Raw genomic sequence first — 13,189 nt, 5'->3', positions numbered from 1 at the left:
CCTCGGCCCCGGCCTCGGCCAGGCCGACCGCAATCGCCTGGCCGATGCCGGTGTTCGCCCCCGTGACCAGCGCGCGCTTGCCCGCCAGGGAGAAGGAGATCACCGCAGCTCCTCCATCGAGACCATCTCGACATCGCGGTAATCGACGTTGTCGCCCGCCATAGCCCAGATGAAGGTGTAGGAGCCGGTGCCCGCGCCGCAATGGATCGACCAGGGCGGTGAGACCACGGCCTCCTCGTTCTTCATCACCAGGTGGCGGGTCTCGTTCGGTTCGCCCATGAAGTGGAAGACCCGGGCATCCTCGGCCATGTCGAAGTAGAGATAGACCTCCATCCGCCGGTCATGGACATGCGCCGGCATGGTGTTCCAGACCGAGCCGCCGTGGAACTGGGTGTAGCCGACCACCAGCTGGCAGGAGGGCATCACGTCGGGATGGATGAACTGGTTGATGGTGCGCTCGTTCGCGGTGGCGGCGGAGCCCATGTTCACCTTCTTGGCCTCGGCCAGGGTCACCAGCCGGGCCGGATGCGCCATGTGGGCCGGGGCCGAGAGGATGTAGAACCGCCCTGCCCCGTCGAAGCTCACCGGCCCCGCGCCCATCGGCAGGTAGAGCACGTCGCCGCGGCCCATCTCCCAGCTTTCGCCGGCGGCCGAGACCGTGCCGGCGTCGCCGACGTTGACGATGCCCATCTCGCGCCGGTCTAGGATGCTGGCGGTGCCGGTCTGTTTCACATGGTCCAGCACCAGCGCCTTGCCCGCGGGCACGGCGCCGCCGGCGATCATCCGGTCATAATGGGTGTAGACCAGCCGGATCTCGCCCTCGGCGAAGAGGTCGGGCATGTGGAAGGCGTCACGCAGGCCCTGGGTGTCGAGCTGGCGGGCGGTGACGGGATCGACGGCATGGCGGATTTCGACATGGGGCGTGGTCTGGGTCATCTGGACCTCCTTCAGAGAAAATCGTCGCGGCGGGGCGCGAAACTGTCGACCAGCATGCCGGCCTCCAGGCAGCGGCAGCCGTGGACGGCGTTCGACGGGATCATCAGGCTGTCGCCCGGGCCGACCTCGGCCTCGACCCCGTCGATGGTGAACAGGAAGCGGCCCGACTGGACGAATGTGGACTGCACATGGACATGGTTGTGCAGCTTGCCCTCGGCCCCCTGTTCGAAGCGGAAGGCGACCAGCATCAGGGCCGGGTCGTCGGCGAGGACCTGGCGGGTCACGCCGGGATCGGTGGCTACGGTGGGGAACATCGGAGACCTCAGCGGAACAGCGACGGCAGCCAGAGCGACAGCGTCGGGATGTAGGTGACGAGCATCAGCGTGGCGAAGGCTGCGCCGTAGAACGGCCAGATCGTCCGCATCGCCTGCCAGATGGTGATCCGGCCCACGGCGCAGCCGATGAACAGCACCGCCCCCACCGGCGGGGTGCAGAGACCGATGCCGAGGTTCAGGATCAGGATCACGCCGAAATGCACCGGGTCGACGCCGAAGGCCTGGGCCACCGGCAGGAAGATCGGCGTGGTGATGACGATCAGCGGCGACATGTCCATGAATGTGCCGAGGACCAGCAGCGAGACGTTGATCATCAGCAGGATCAGGATCGGGTTGTCCGACACGGTCTGCATGAAGGCGACGATGGCGGCGGGCACTCTCAGATAGGCCAGCAGCCAGCCGAAGGCCGCGGCGCAGCCGATGACCAGCAGCACCATGGCCGTGGTGCGCACGGCGCCGACGGTGGCGTGGACGAACTCGGACCAGCTCAGCGTGCGGTAGACGAGGATGGTGACGAGGAGCGCGTAAACCACGGCGATGTTGGCGCTTTCCGAGGCGGTGAACACGCCGGAGCGGACGCCGCCGAAGATCAGCAGCACCAGAACGAGGCCGGGCAGCGCCGAGACGAAGATCACGCCCAGCATCCGCAGGCCCGGGAAGGGCTCGGTCGGGTAGCCGCGCTTGCGGGCGACGAAATAGGCCGCGGTCATCAGCGACAGCGCCAGGATGACGCCGGGGATGATGCCGGCGGTGAAGAGATCGGCGATCGAGATCCGGCCGCCGGCGGCGATCGAATAGATGATCATGTTGTGCGAGGGCGGGATCATCAGCGCGATGATCGAGCCGACGACGGTGAGGTTGACCGCGTAATCGACGTCATAGCCGCGCGCCTTCATCTGCGGCACCATCAGCCCGCCGACGGCCGAGGCATCGGCCGCGGCCGAGCCCGAGACACCGCCGAACATCACCGAGGCGACGACGTTCACCTGCCCCAGACCGCCCTTCAGATGGCCGACCATCGCGCCCGCCAGCGCCACGAGGCGGCGGGCGATGTCGCCGCGCACCATCAGGTCGCCGGCATAGATGAAGAAGGGGATCGCCATCAGCGCATAGACCGAGACGCCGGAGTTCAGCCGCTGGAACACCACCACCGGCGGCAGGCCCATGTAGAGCACGGTCGCGAAGCTCGACACGCCGAGACAGAAGGCCACCGGCGTGCCGATGAACAGAAGGAAGACGAAGCTTCCGAACAGAATGTAAAGCTCCATCTCAGGCTCCGGTCGTCGTGGTTTCGGGAATATCGTCGGGATCGTCCTCGCCGAAGCGGGCGGTGTGCAGGCCGGCGGCGCGGCGCAGGATGCGCTCGATGGAGAACAGCACCAGAAGGACGCCGCCGAAGATCAGCGGCAGGAAGTCGAAGCCGCGCGAGATGCCGAGGCCGGGCATCAGGTTGCCCCAGGCCCGGGCCGCGAGGTCATAGCCGAACCACAGCATGCCGAAGCCAAAGGCCGCGACGACGATGTCGGAGATGGTGTGCAGCACCTTCACCACGCCCTTGGGCAGAACGTAGAGCAGCACGTCGAAGGACAGATGGTAGCCCTCTCGTACGCCGACCGCTGCGCCGAGGAAGATGAACCAGGCCATGATCATCACCGACGCGGGCTCGGCCCATTGCAGGCTGCTGTTCATCACGTAGCGGACAAACACCTGGGCGAAGACGAAGACCGTCATCAGCACCAGTCCGGTCCCCGCCACCCAAAGCGCAATACGCGCAAGCCAGCCGGCATAGATCGCCAGCACGAGCATGTTTTTCCGCACGTCGAACCTCATATGAAGAAAGGCCCGCGGCGAGTCCTTCGCCGCGGGCCGGTTTGGCCGGAAAGGCTTACTGCGTCGCGCCTTCCTGGGTGTCCTGGATGCGCTTCACGAGGTCCTTGAATGCGTCGGTGGTGACGTATTTCTCGTAGACCGGGACCATCGCCTCGATGAACGGGGTCTTGTCGATGTCGCGCACGATCTCGGCGCCGGCGGCGAGCACCTTCTCTTCCGAGGCCTTCTCCTGGTCGGCCCAGAGCTTGCGCTGCACCGGCTCGGAGGATTCGGCGGCGGCGCGCAGGATCTCCTGATCCTCCGGGCTCAGCGCGTCCCACTTGGTCTTCGACACGGCCACCAGTTCCGGCACCATCAGGTGCTGGTCGAGGGTGAAGTACTTGGCCACCTCGTAATGGCCCGAGCTGTCGTAGGACGGCCAGTTGTTCTCGGCCCCGTCGATGACGCCGGTCTGGATCGAGGAATAGACCTCGCCATAGGGCATCGGGGTGGCGTTGGCGCCGAGGGCCGACATCATGTCGACGAAGACGTCCGACTGCATGACGCGGAACTTCATACCGGCCAGATCCTCGATCGAGGTGATCGGCTTCTGGTTGTTGTAGAAGCTGCGCGAGCCGCCGTCGTAATAGGCCAGCGCGATCAGGTCGTGCTCGGCGAAGGCATCGGCCAACTCGTCACCGATCGGGCCGTCCATGACGGCATGCAGGTGGGCTTCCGAGCGGAACAGGTACGGCAGCGACAGAAGCTGCGCTTCCGGCACGATGTCGTTGAACGAGCCGAAGGAGGCGCGGACCATGTCGATGACGCCGAACTGGGTCTGCTCGATGGTGTCCTTTTCCTCGCCGAGCTGCGACGAGGGGAAAACCTCGATGCAGATCCGGCCGTCGCTGGCTTCCTTGGCCTGCGCGGCCATGTGCTTCACACCCTCGACGGTCGGGTAGCCGTCCGGATGGGTGTCGGACGAACGCAGGGTGACCTCGCATTCGGCGAAGGCCGGCGCGGCGAGCGCCACAGTGGTCAGCAGCGCGGCGGTGAGTGTCTTGACTGTCATGTTTTCTCCTCCCAGATGAATTGGCCCGTCAGAGCCGGTAGGCCTGCTTGGCAAACCTGTATGCGAGGTCGTGGGCGACCTCGAATGCCTCGCCCTCGTCCAGACGTCCCGTGCGGACGAGGGTCGAAAGATAGGCGCAGTCCACCCGCCGCGCGACGTCGTGCCGGGCAGGGATCGAGCAGAAGGCGCGGGTGTCGTCGTTGAAGCCGACGGTGTTGCAGAAGCCCGCCGTCTCGGTGGTGGTCTCGCGAAAGCGGCGCATGCCTTCGGGGCTGTCGAAGAACCACCAGGCCGGTCCCAGCTTCAGCGCCGGATAGACGCCGGCCAGCGGCGCGAGCTCGCGGGCGTAGACGGATTCGTCCAGCGTGAAGACGATGACCGACAGCCGCGGGTCCGACCCCACCGCGTTCAGCAGGGGCCGCAGCGCGCGGACGTAATCGGTGCGGGTCGGGATGTCGTAGCCCTTGTCGCGGCCGAATTTCTCCAGCACCGGCTGCGAGTGGTTGCGGTAGCTGCCGGGGTGGATCTGCAGCACCAGCCCGTCGTCGAGGCTCATCCGCGCCATCTCGGTCAGCATCTGGCCGCGGAAGGCGTCGGCCTCCTCGGCGGTGCAGGCGCCTGCCAGCGCCTTGGCGAAGAGCGCCGCGGCCTCGGCCTGCGGCAGATCCTCGGTGCGGGCCGTGGCATGGCCGTGGTCGGTCGAGGTGGCGCCGAACTCCTTGAAATAGGCGCGGCGGCCGCGGTGGGCGGCGAGATAGCCGTTCCATGTCGCGGTATCCTCGCCGGTCAACTCACCGAGGGCGGCGACGTTCTCGGCAAAGCCGGCGAACTCCGGGTCCACCACCGCATCGGGGCGGTAGGCGGTGACGACGCGGCCCGACCAGCCGGACTCGCGGATCATCCGGTGCCAGCGCAGATCGTCGAGCGCGCTTTCGGTGGTGGCGATCACCTCAATGTTGAAGCGCTCGAACAGCGCCCGGGGGCGGAATTCGGGGCGGATCAGGCAATCGGCGATGTGGTCGTAGGAGGCGTCGGCGGTCGCGGCGGAGAGCCGCTCGGTCAGGCCGAAGACCTCGGAGAAGGCGTGGTCGAGCCACATCCGCGACGGCGTGCCGCGCAGCAGGTGGAAGTTCTCGGCGAAGATACGCCAGATCTTGCGCGGATCGGTCTCGGTCCAGCCGCCGTCGACGCGGGGGACACCCATGGCTTCCAGCGGGATGCCCTGCGAATGCAGCATGCGGAAGACGTAGTGGTCCGGGGTGACGAAGAGCTGCGCCGGATCGGGGAAGGCCGCATTCTCGGCGAACCAGCGCGGGTCGGTGTGACCGTGCGGGCTGACGATGGGCAGAGCCTCGACCGTCTTGTAGAGCGCGCGGGCCAGGCCACGCGAGCTCTCGTCTATTGGAAACAAACGATCAGGGTCCAGCAAGCCCATGCTATTCGCCCCCTCCCTGCGTCAAGCACTGAAATTTAGGTGGCGTTCGGACGCCGTGATAGACTAATATGCTAGTATCCAAATCCTGTCAACGGAGGCGACATGACAGAGGCACTTCAGTTGCGCAGCCTTGATCCGGTGGTTCGCCCCTCGGTCGCCGATCAGGTTTTCGAGGCGCTGCACACCCAGATCCTTGCGCTGGAGCTGCCTCCCGGAACCAAGATGTCCGAGGTCGATGTCGGCCGGCAGATGGGCGTGTCGCGCCAGCCGGTGCGCGACGCCTTCTACCGGCTGTCCAAGCTCGGCTTCCTGCAGATCCGGCCGCAGCGCGCCACCACCGTGTCGCATATCTCCACCGCCGCGGTGATGCAGGCGCGCTTCGTCCGCGCCGCGATCGAGGCGGAAACCGTGCGCGCCGCCTGCGAGCGGCTTACCCCCGCCGATCACGCCGCGCTGCAGGACCTTCTCGACCAGCAGCGCCGGGCGATGATGGCCTCCGACCCGCTGGGCTTCCATGCGCTGGACGACCAGTTCCACCGCGAGATCTGCGAGCGCGCGGGCTGCGGCTTCGCCTGGGAGATCATCCGCGAGAACAAGTCGCATATGGACCGGGTGCGCTTCCTGTCGCTGGCCTTCGCCTCGCAGGACGCCTTCGGCGACCACGTGGAGATCCTCGAGGCGATGATCGCCCGCGATGCGGCCCGGGCGATGGCGCAGATGCACAGCCACCTCAGCCGCATCAAGCAGCAGATCGAGCGGATCCGCAGCGACAACCAGAATTACTTTGCACAGGAGCAGACATGCCTGCCCGACCTTTGACGCAGCGGTTCGTCGCGCTTGGCGAAGCCATGGTGGAAATGGCCCCGACCGGCGAGCCCGGAACCTTCGCCATGGGCTTCGCAGGCGACACGCTGAACACCGCCTGGTACCTGCGCCGCGCCCTGCCCGGCTGGAACGTGGAGTACGCGACCTGCATCGGGACCGACGCCGTGTCGGACCGGATGCTGGGATTCCTTGAGGACGCCGGCATCGGCGTGGGCCACGTGGCCCGGCTGGCCGAGCGGACGGTCGGTCTCTACCTGATCGAGCTGCGCGACGGCGAGCGCAGCTTCTCCTACTGGCGCGGACAGAGCGCCGCGCGGCTGCTGGCGCGCGACCCCGCCCGGCTTCAGGCGGCGCTGGACGGCGCGGAGCTGGTCTACCTCTCCGGCATAACCCTGGCGATCGTCGAGCCGGAGGATCGCCCGACGCTCTTCGCCGCGCTGGCGGCGGCGCGGGCTTCGGGCGCGCTGGTGGTCTTCGATCCGAACCTGCGCCCAAGGCTTTGGCCGGATGCGGCGACGATGTGCGCCACGGTGATGCAGGCGGCCGCGCTCAGCGACATCGTCCTGCCCTCGCATGACGACGAGGCCGCGGCCTTCGGCGATGCGTCGCTCGAGGCGACGGCGCGGCGCTATGCCGCGGCCGGGGCGACGCTGGTGGTGGTGAAGAACGGCGCCGGCGAGATGCTGAGCCTGGACGCGGGCCAGTTTCAACGCCACGCGCCGGAGCCGGTGACCCGGGTGGTGGACAGCACGGCGGCGGGCGACAGTTTCAACGCGGGCTTCCTGGCGGCGCATCTGCAGGGCCTGCCGCTCGCCGAGGCGATCCGCTCGGGGGCCCGCACCGCCGCGAAGGTGATCGCGGCGCGGGGCGCTTTGGTCGAGATCGGCGAGGCCTGAGGCCGCCGAGGGTGCGGGCGCGGCTCAGGCCGCGCTCAGCACCTGGGCCAGATCGAACAGGCGCAGGCGCTGCGCCTCGGGGATGGCGTAATAGGTGCGCACCAGCTCGATGGCCTCACGCTCGCCGGCGAAATCGGTGGTGACGCGCGGGCTCTCGCTCTCGCCCTCGAGGCCTTCGAAGAAGAAGCCGATGGTCACGCCGAGCGCGCCGGCGATCTCCCACAGACGCGAGGCGCTGACGCGGTTGGCGCCGCTTTCGTATTTCTGGATCTGCTGGAACTTGATGCCGGTGGCCTCGGCGAGCTGCGATTGGGTCAATCCCATCATCCAGCGACGGTGCCGAATGCGTTTACCGACATGCAGATCAACAGAATGCGCCATTCTTCAACTCCTCCAAGGAAAACAGCCTCGCCACACCCGGCACACCACTCAACCACCACGCCGGGTTTTTTACAGTTTTGCTAAACCGTGGGTAGTTGTCTGTTTGTGCATGTCTTAAAAGCCAAACATCCGCCGTACCCGCCTTGCGCGAACCCACGACGGGCAACAATCCCTGCCGCGGGACCCCGATTGCCGCCAGTCGCGGGCAAAACATCCGCTCTGCTTGAGAATCACCCCATCCTCTCCGGCGCGCCCGCGCGGCGGCTGGAACCGGCCGCGCGAGGGGCCGCGCCGGAGGGCACAACCTAAGCGTTTGCCGCACCGCGAGGCGGAGGTCGGGGGGCGCGCAGCCGTCAGTTGCGCGGGGGCTTCCGCTTTTGCGGCCGGTAACCTATTTCGGAGGGATGACATATCCCGATCCCGACCGCCGTCCAGCCGACCGCCCCGCCCCCCTGTCGCAAAGCGGCGCTCCCGGTTTTCTCTGGGCGCTGGTCGGGGTGATGGCGGCGATCGAACTGGCGCTGACCGCCTCCGACACAGGGCTGCTGGGAGGGCGCGATCTGCGCAGCCTCGCCTATCTCTACGGCGCCTTCTGGCAGCCGCTGGTCGCGGGCACGGTGCTGCCGATCTATTCCGGCCAGGCCGTGGCGATGTATGTCACCCATGCCTTCCTGCATGGCGGGCTGCTGCATCTGGCGATGAACGCGGTGATCCTCCTGTCGCTCGGCAAGGTCATCGCGGCGCGCATCGGGGCCTTCGGCACGCTGTCGGTGTTCTTCCTTTCGGCCATCGCCGGGGGGGACCGCCTTCGGGCTGATCTCCTCCGGCGCCGGGCCGATGATCGGGGCTTCGGGCGCGGCTTTCGGCTTCTTCGGCATCTGGAACGCCTGGGAGTTCAGCCTGCGCCGCCGCCTGCAGATGCCGCTGCGCCCGGTGCTGGCGACGGCGGCCGGGCTGATGCTGGCCAACATCGCGCTCTTCGTCTTCCTCGGCGGCGGCCTCGCTTGGGAGGCGCATCTGGGCGGCTACGTCATGGGCTGGCTCGCGGGCCTGACCTTCGCCCGCGGCCTGCCCCGCTGATCCTCCTCCGGCAGGATGCCGCAGAAACGGGGCTTGCGCGGCGGAAAACCTGCCGCTAGCCTTCCTTCATTCCGTTGGGGTGCCCGCAAGGGCTGAGAGGCGAAAGCCAACCCATCGAACCTGATCCGGTTAATACCGGCGGAGGGAACGGAAGGGACCGGCCGATTCTGCCCCGCGCGAATCCCCCATATCCCGACCCCTCCGAGATCTGATGGAGGGGGCAGATGCCCGAACAGACCCGCCGCGCCTTCGTGGCGCTCACCATCGCCGGATCGGATTCCGGCGCCGGCGCCGGCATCCAGGCCGACCTGAAAACCTTTTCCGCCCTCGGCGTCTACGGCGCCTCGGCGCTGACCGCGATCACCGCGCAGAACACGCTCGGGGTGCAGGCGGTGGCGGGGCTGGACCCGGCGCTGGTCGCGGCGCAGATCGCCTCGGTGCTGGAAGACATCCCGCCCGACGCGGTGAAGATCGGCATGCTCGCCTCGCCCGAGATCATCGAGGCCGTGGCCGGGGCGCTGGCAGGCTATGCCGGGCCGTTGGTGCTCGACCCGGTGATGGTGGCGAAATCCGGCGACGTTTTGCTGCAGGCCGAGGCCATCGCCGCGCTGCGGGCGCTGCTCTTGCCACGCGCCACGCTGCTGACTCCCAACCTGCCCGAGGCCGCGCAGCTGCTCGGCCAGCCCGAGGCTGCCACGCCGGAGGAGATCATCGCGCAGGGCCATGCGCTGCGGGGGCTTGGCGCCCACGCTGTCCTGATGAAGGGCGGCCACGCTCCCGGCCCGGTCTGCACCGACCGGCTCGCCATCGCCGACGGCGTCCTGAGCTTCTCCGCCCCCCGCCTTGCAACCCGCAACACCCATGGCACCGGCTGCACGCTGTCCTCCGCCATCGCCGCCGGGCTGGCGCGTGGGCTTGCGCTGCCCGAGGCCATCACCCGCGCCCATGGCTGGCTGCATGCCGCCATCGCCGCAGCCGACCGTCTGGGCATCGGCGCGGGCCACGGTCCCGTTCACCATTTTCACGAGGTTTGGCAATGACCGTTCACCACATCCTTGGCGCGGGCGTCATGGGGCTCTGCACTGCAGTGGAGCTCGCCCGGCGCGGCGCTTCCGTCACCGTGCACGACCCGCTCGGCCTGCCCGGCCCGCATCAATGCAGCTGGTGGGCGGGCGGCATGCTCGCCCCGCGCTGCGAGGGCGAGACGGCGGAGGAGATCGTGGTCAACGAGGGGCTGAAGGCGGTCGACTGGTGGCAGGCGCAGGGCGCCGAGGTCACGCGCAATGGCACGCTGGTGGTGGCCCTGGGGCGCGACCGGGCGGAGCTCGACCGTTTCGCCCGCCGCACCACCGGGCATAGCCTGCTCAGCGCCGAGGAGGTGGCGGAGATCGAGCCGCTGCTGGCGGGCCGCTTTTCGCGCGGGCTGTTCTTTGCCGAAGAGGCGCATCTCGACCCGCAGGCGGCGCTGGCCGCGCTGGTGGTGCGGGCGAAGGAACTGGGTGTGCGCTTCACCACGGACAGCGCGGCGGAAGGCAATGTCATCGACTGTCGCGGCACGGCGGCGCGGGACATCCTGCCCGACCTGCGCGGCGTGAAGGGGGAAATGCTGATCCTGCATTCGTCCGAAATCACCCTGTCGCGCCCGGTGCGCCTCTTGCACCCGCGCATCCCGGTCTACATCGTGCCGCGCGGCGACGGCACCTTCATGCTGGGCGCGACGATGATCGAGAGCGCCGAGCGAAACCGCGCCTCGGTCCGTTCGGTGCTGGAGCTGCTGACCGCGGCCTATGCGCTGCACCCCGCCTTCGGCGAGGCCGAGATCGTCGAGATCGGCCACGACGCCCGCCCCGCCTTCCCCGACAACCTGCCGCGCCTGCGCCACGCGGGTGGCAGGCTTTGCCTCAACGGCCTCTATCGCCACGGCTATCTCATGGCGCCGGCGCTGGCGCGGATGGCGGCGGATCACCTTCTGGAAGGCCGCAACGCCCTGCTCGAGGAGGCTCTGCCGGCATGACCCGTCTGACCCTGAACGGCGACAGCATCGAGAGCGCCGCCGCCACGCTGGCTGCGCTGCTCGATGAACGCGGGCTCGCCACGACGAAATGCGCAACGGCGGTGAACGAGGCCTTCGTGCCCGCCGCCGCCCGCGCGTCCCATCCCCTTCATCCGGGCGACCGGGTGGAGATCGTCATTCCCACCCAAGGAGGCTGAGATGCAGGTCTATGGCACCGAACTCGCCGGGCGCTTCCTGCTCGGCACCGCGCTCTACCCCTCGCCCGCGGTCATGCAAGAGGCCTTCCGCGCCTCGAAGGCCGCGGTCGCCACCGTCTCGGTCCGGCGCGAGGGCGCGGGATCGGGGGCCGGGATGGTGTTCTGGCAGATCATCGCCGGGCTCGGCATCCCGGTGCTGCCGAACACCGCTGGCTGCCATTCGGTGAAGGAGGCGGTCATCACCGCCCATATGGCGCGCGAGCTCTTCGACACGCGCTGGATCAAGCTGGAGGTGATCGGCAACAGCGACACGCTGCAGCCCGACCCCTTCGGTCTGGTCGAGGCGGCGCGCATCCTGACCGGGGACGGATTTCAGGTCTTCCCCTACATGACCGAGGATCTGGTGCTGGCCGACCGGCTGCTGGACGCGGGCTGCGAGGTGCTGATGCCCTGGGGCGCGCCGATCGGTACCGGGCTGGGGCTATTGAACCGCTATGCGCTGCGCTCGCTCAGGGCGCATTTCCCCGATGTGCCGATGGTGATCGACGCAGGGCTGGGCCTGCCCTCGCAGGCGGCGGAGGCGATGGAGATGGGCTTCGACGCGGTGCTGCTGAACACCGCCGTCGCCAAGGCGGGCGATCCCGTCGCCATGGCGCGCGCCTTCGCGCTGGCCATCGAGGCCGGGGTGCTGGCCCGCGCCGCCGATCCGATCGAGCCGCGCGACATGGCCGCCCCCTCCACCCCCGTCCTCGGAAAGGCCTTCCTCGCATGACCCTGCCGCGTTTTTACCCGATCTTCGACAGCGCCGACTGGCTCGCACGCGCCCTGCCGCTGGGGGTGAAGCTGGTGCAGCTCCGGGTGAAGGACCGCCCCGAGACCGAGACCCGCGCCGAGATCCGGGCGGGGCTGGCGCTGGCCCGTAAGCATGGGGCGGCGCTGGTGGTGAACGACCACTGGCGCATCGCCATCGAGGAGGGCGCCGACTGGCTGCATCTGGGTCAGGAGGATCTGGACACTGCCGACCTTCCCGCCATCCGCCGCGCCGGGCTTCGCCTGGGCGTCTCGACCCATGACGAGGCCGAACTTGCCCGCGCGCTGGCGTTGAAGCCGGATTATGTTGCGCTGGGGCCGGTTTACCCGACGATCCTCAAGCAGATGAAATGGCATCAGCAGGGGCTCGAACGGCTGACCGAGTGGAAGGCAAAGATCGGCGAAATCCCCCTGATCGCCATCGGCGGCATGAGCGTGGAGCGCGCGGCAGGGGCCTTCGCCGCCGGGGCGGATGTGGTCTCGGCGGTGACCGACATCACGCTGCACGCCGATCCCGAGGCGCGGATGCGCGCCTGGCTCGCGGCCTGCGCATGAGCCGCTATGCCCGCCAGATCGCCCTCCCGGGCTTCGGCGCCGCCGCGCAGGACCGGCTCACCCGGGCGCGATTGCTGGTGGTCGGCGCGGGAGGGCTGGCCGCACCGGTGCTGCACTATCTGGTCGGCGCGGGCGTGGGCTTCCTCCGCCTCGTCGATCCCGACCGGGTGGACCTGTCGAACCTGCACCGCCAGACCCTGTTCCGCATGGCGGAACTCGGCCGCCCCAAGGTCGAGGCCGCCGCCGCGGCGATGAACGCGCTGAACCCGGAGGTGCGGGTGGAGCCCCACGTGGCCGCTCTCGACCCGGCCAATGCCGCAGCGCTGGCAGAAGGCTGCGATCTGGTGCTCGACTGCGCCGACAGCTTTGCCGCGAGCTACATCCTCTCCGACCTGTGCCAAGCCCAAGGCCTGCCGCTGCTCTCGGCCTCGGTCACCGGGCGCGAGGGCTATGCCGGGGGTTTCTGCGGCGGCGCGCCCTCGCTGCGGGCGCTGTTTCCCGACCTGCCGCAGCGCATGGGAAGCTGCGCCGAGACCGGCGTGCTGGGGCCGGTGGTGGGCCTCGTCGGCGCGCTGCAGGCGCAGATGGCGCTGGCGGTGCTGACCGGGGCCGACCCCTCGCCGCTGGGCCAGCTCGTCACCGTTGACGGGGCGCGCTTCCGCTTCGGCGGCTTCCGCTTCGACGGCGCGCCGGAACCCGAACACGCCCCCCGCTTCATCGCCGCCTCGGAGTTCTCGTCCGGCGACCTGATCCTGGACCTGCGCCCGGAGGAGGAGGCCCCGCTGGCCCATCCGTCGGCCCTGCGCAGCAGCGTCGAGACCCTGCCCGAAACGCTGCGCAGCCT

General features: G+C 68.7%; 16 protein-coding genes, 2 pseudogenes and 1 riboswitch. Of the genes and pseudogenes, 10 read left to right on the top strand and 8 right to left on the bottom strand.

The features are described from left to right. The 7 genes and pseudogenes from C5F48_RS17720 to uxaC form a co-directional block, all read right to left on the bottom strand. A pseudogene (locus C5F48_RS17720) lies at positions 1 to 103 on the bottom strand (2-deoxy-D-gluconate 3-dehydrogenase); the annotation flags it as partial. Next, a complete protein-coding gene (gene kduI, locus C5F48_RS17715) occupies positions 100 to 936 on the bottom strand; it encodes a 5-dehydro-4-deoxy-D-glucuronate isomerase (RefSeq protein WP_107665185.1) in 837 nt (278 codons plus the stop codon). The pseudogene C5F48_RS17720 and the gene kduI, both read right to left, overlap by 4 nt. Positions 937 to 947: 11 nt before the next feature. Next, on the bottom strand, positions 948 to 1,250 hold the full coding sequence (locus C5F48_RS17710) for a cupin domain-containing protein (RefSeq protein WP_107665184.1): 303 nt from the start codon (positions 1,248 to 1,250) through the stop codon (positions 948 to 950). Positions 1,251 to 1,258: 8 nt separating this feature from the next. Further along, the gene (locus tag C5F48_RS17705; RefSeq protein WP_107665183.1) at positions 1,259 to 2,539 is read right to left on the bottom strand and encodes a TRAP transporter large permease; all 1,281 of its coding nucleotides are present in this window, start codon (positions 2,537 to 2,539) and stop codon (positions 1,259 to 1,261) included. A 1-nt stretch (position 2,540) separates the two neighbouring features. Next, on the bottom strand, positions 2,541 to 3,077 hold the full coding sequence (locus tag C5F48_RS17700) for a TRAP transporter small permease (protein WP_107665186.1): 537 nt from the start codon (positions 3,075 to 3,077) through the stop codon (positions 2,541 to 2,543). 79 nt (positions 3,078 to 3,156) lie between these two features. Next, positions 3,157 to 4,152 carry a TRAP transporter substrate-binding protein gene (locus C5F48_RS17695; protein ID WP_107665182.1) on the bottom strand — a complete coding sequence of 332 codons (996 nt, stop codon included), beginning with the start codon at positions 4,150 to 4,152 and terminating at the stop codon, positions 3,157 to 3,159. 28 nt (positions 4,153 to 4,180) lie between these two features. Further along, complete coding sequence (uxaC, locus tag C5F48_RS17690) at positions 4,181 to 5,587, bottom strand: glucuronate isomerase (RefSeq protein ID WP_107665181.1); 1,407 nt, start codon at positions 5,585 to 5,587, stop codon at positions 4,181 to 4,183. A 102-nt stretch (positions 5,588 to 5,689) separates the two neighbouring features. Between uxaC and C5F48_RS17685 the strand changes: the two genes are divergently transcribed. Both C5F48_RS17685 and C5F48_RS17680 read left to right on the top strand, forming a co-directional pair. Then, the gene (locus tag C5F48_RS17685; protein ID WP_107665180.1) at positions 5,690 to 6,406 is read left to right on the top strand and encodes a GntR family transcriptional regulator; all 717 of its coding nucleotides are present in this window, start codon (positions 5,690 to 5,692) and stop codon (positions 6,404 to 6,406) included. Beyond that, positions 6,388 to 7,308 carry a sugar kinase gene (locus tag C5F48_RS17680; protein WP_181247724.1) on the top strand — a complete coding sequence of 307 codons (921 nt, stop codon included), beginning with the start codon at positions 6,388 to 6,390 and terminating at the stop codon, positions 7,306 to 7,308. The genes C5F48_RS17685 and C5F48_RS17680 overlap by 19 nt, the downstream gene beginning before the upstream one ends. 24 nt (positions 7,309 to 7,332) lie before the next feature. On the opposite strand, the gene C5F48_RS17675 is transcribed toward C5F48_RS17680, so the two are convergent. After that, positions 7,333 to 7,689, bottom strand: a complete 357-nt coding sequence (locus C5F48_RS17675) for a helix-turn-helix domain-containing protein (RefSeq protein WP_107665178.1) — start codon at positions 7,687 to 7,689, stop codon at positions 7,333 to 7,335. A gap of 404 nt (positions 7,690 to 8,093) precedes the next feature. On the opposite strand from C5F48_RS17675, the pseudogene C5F48_RS26380 reads away from it, so the two are divergent. From C5F48_RS26380 to C5F48_RS17640, 8 genes and pseudogenes are all read left to right on the top strand, one after another. Further along, positions 8,094 to 8,429, top strand: a pseudogene (locus C5F48_RS26380) (rhomboid family intramembrane serine protease); the annotation flags it as partial. Between the two features lie 97 nt (positions 8,430 to 8,526). Further along, complete coding sequence (locus C5F48_RS26135; protein ID WP_258186524.1) at positions 8,527 to 8,769, top strand: rhomboid family intramembrane serine protease; 243 nt, start codon at positions 8,527 to 8,529, stop codon at positions 8,767 to 8,769. 65 nt (positions 8,770 to 8,834) lie between these two features. Beyond that, positions 8,835 to 8,933, top strand: a riboswitch (TPP riboswitch). 60 nt (positions 8,934 to 8,993) lie between these two features. After that, on the top strand, positions 8,994 to 9,809 hold the full coding sequence (gene thiD / locus C5F48_RS17665) for a bifunctional hydroxymethylpyrimidine kinase/phosphomethylpyrimidine kinase (protein WP_107665177.1): 816 nt from the start codon (positions 8,994 to 8,996) through the stop codon (positions 9,807 to 9,809). Next, entirely contained in the window at positions 9,806 to 10,783 is a 978-nt protein-coding gene (locus tag C5F48_RS17660) for an FAD-dependent oxidoreductase (RefSeq protein WP_107665176.1), read from the top strand. Before thiD ends, C5F48_RS17660 begins: the two co-directional genes overlap by 4 nt. Next, positions 10,780 to 10,980: a sulfur carrier protein ThiS gene (gene thiS / locus C5F48_RS17655; RefSeq protein ID WP_107665175.1), complete on the top strand. Its 201-nt coding sequence runs from the start codon at positions 10,780 to 10,782 to the stop codon at positions 10,978 to 10,980. Before C5F48_RS17660 ends, thiS begins: the two co-directional genes overlap by 4 nt. Position 10,981: 1 nt before the next feature. Next, positions 10,982 to 11,752, top strand: coding sequence for a thiazole synthase (locus C5F48_RS17650; RefSeq protein WP_107665174.1), 771 nt, complete (start codon positions 10,982 to 10,984; stop codon positions 11,750 to 11,752). Next, complete coding sequence (locus C5F48_RS17645) at positions 11,749 to 12,345, top strand: thiamine phosphate synthase (protein WP_107665173.1); 597 nt, start codon at positions 11,749 to 11,751, stop codon at positions 12,343 to 12,345. Before C5F48_RS17650 ends, C5F48_RS17645 begins: the two co-directional genes overlap by 4 nt. Further along, a partial coding sequence (locus tag C5F48_RS17640; RefSeq protein ID WP_107665172.1) for a HesA/MoeB/ThiF family protein occupies positions 12,342 to 13,189 on the top strand: 848 nt, incomplete at its 3' end. The genes C5F48_RS17645 and C5F48_RS17640, both read left to right, overlap by 4 nt.

Origin of the sequence: Cereibacter changlensis JA139 (genome assembly GCF_003034985.1) — a bacterium.
Taxonomy (GTDB): Bacteria; Pseudomonadota; Alphaproteobacteria; order Rhodobacterales; family Rhodobacteraceae; genus Cereibacter; species Cereibacter changlensis.
This window is presented reverse-complemented; position numbering and strand designations above follow the sequence as displayed.

Coding starts and splice junctions, on each gene's coding strand:
- C5F48_RS17650 (WP_107665174.1), top strand. CDS start 10,982: ATGCAGGTCTATGGCACCGAACTCGCCGGGCGCTTCCTGCTCGGCACC.
- C5F48_RS26135 (WP_258186524.1), top strand. CDS start 8,527: ATGATCGGGGCTTCGGGCGCGGCTTTCGGCTTCTTCGGCATCTGGAAC.
- kduI (WP_107665185.1), bottom strand. CDS start 936: ATGACCCAGACCACGCCCCATGTCGAAATCCGCCATGCCGTCGATCCC.
- uxaC (WP_107665181.1), bottom strand. CDS start 5,587: ATGGGCTTGCTGGACCCTGATCGTTTGTTTCCAATAGACGAGAGCTCG.
- C5F48_RS17710 (WP_107665184.1), bottom strand. CDS start 1,250: ATGTTCCCCACCGTAGCCACCGATCCCGGCGTGACCCGCCAGGTCCTC.
- C5F48_RS17695 (WP_107665182.1), bottom strand. CDS start 4,152: ATGACAGTCAAGACACTCACCGCCGCGCTGCTGACCACTGTGGCGCTC.
- C5F48_RS17660 (WP_107665176.1), top strand. CDS start 9,806: ATGACCGTTCACCACATCCTTGGCGCGGGCGTCATGGGGCTCTGCACT.
- C5F48_RS17675 (WP_107665178.1), bottom strand. CDS start 7,689: ATGGCGCATTCTGTTGATCTGCATGTCGGTAAACGCATTCGGCACCGT.
- C5F48_RS17700 (WP_107665186.1), bottom strand. CDS start 3,077: ATGCTCGTGCTGGCGATCTATGCCGGCTGGCTTGCGCGTATTGCGCTT.
- C5F48_RS17685 (WP_107665180.1), top strand. CDS start 5,690: ATGACAGAGGCACTTCAGTTGCGCAGCCTTGATCCGGTGGTTCGCCCC.
- C5F48_RS17680 (WP_181247724.1), top strand. CDS start 6,388: ATGCCTGCCCGACCTTTGACGCAGCGGTTCGTCGCGCTTGGCGAAGCC.
- C5F48_RS17645 (WP_107665173.1), top strand. CDS start 11,749: ATGACCCTGCCGCGTTTTTACCCGATCTTCGACAGCGCCGACTGGCTC.
- thiS (WP_107665175.1), top strand. CDS start 10,780: ATGACCCGTCTGACCCTGAACGGCGACAGCATCGAGAGCGCCGCCGCC.
- C5F48_RS17705 (WP_107665183.1), bottom strand. CDS start 2,539: ATGGAGCTTTACATTCTGTTCGGAAGCTTCGTCTTCCTTCTGTTCATC.
- thiD (WP_107665177.1), top strand. CDS start 8,994: ATGCCCGAACAGACCCGCCGCGCCTTCGTGGCGCTCACCATCGCCGGA.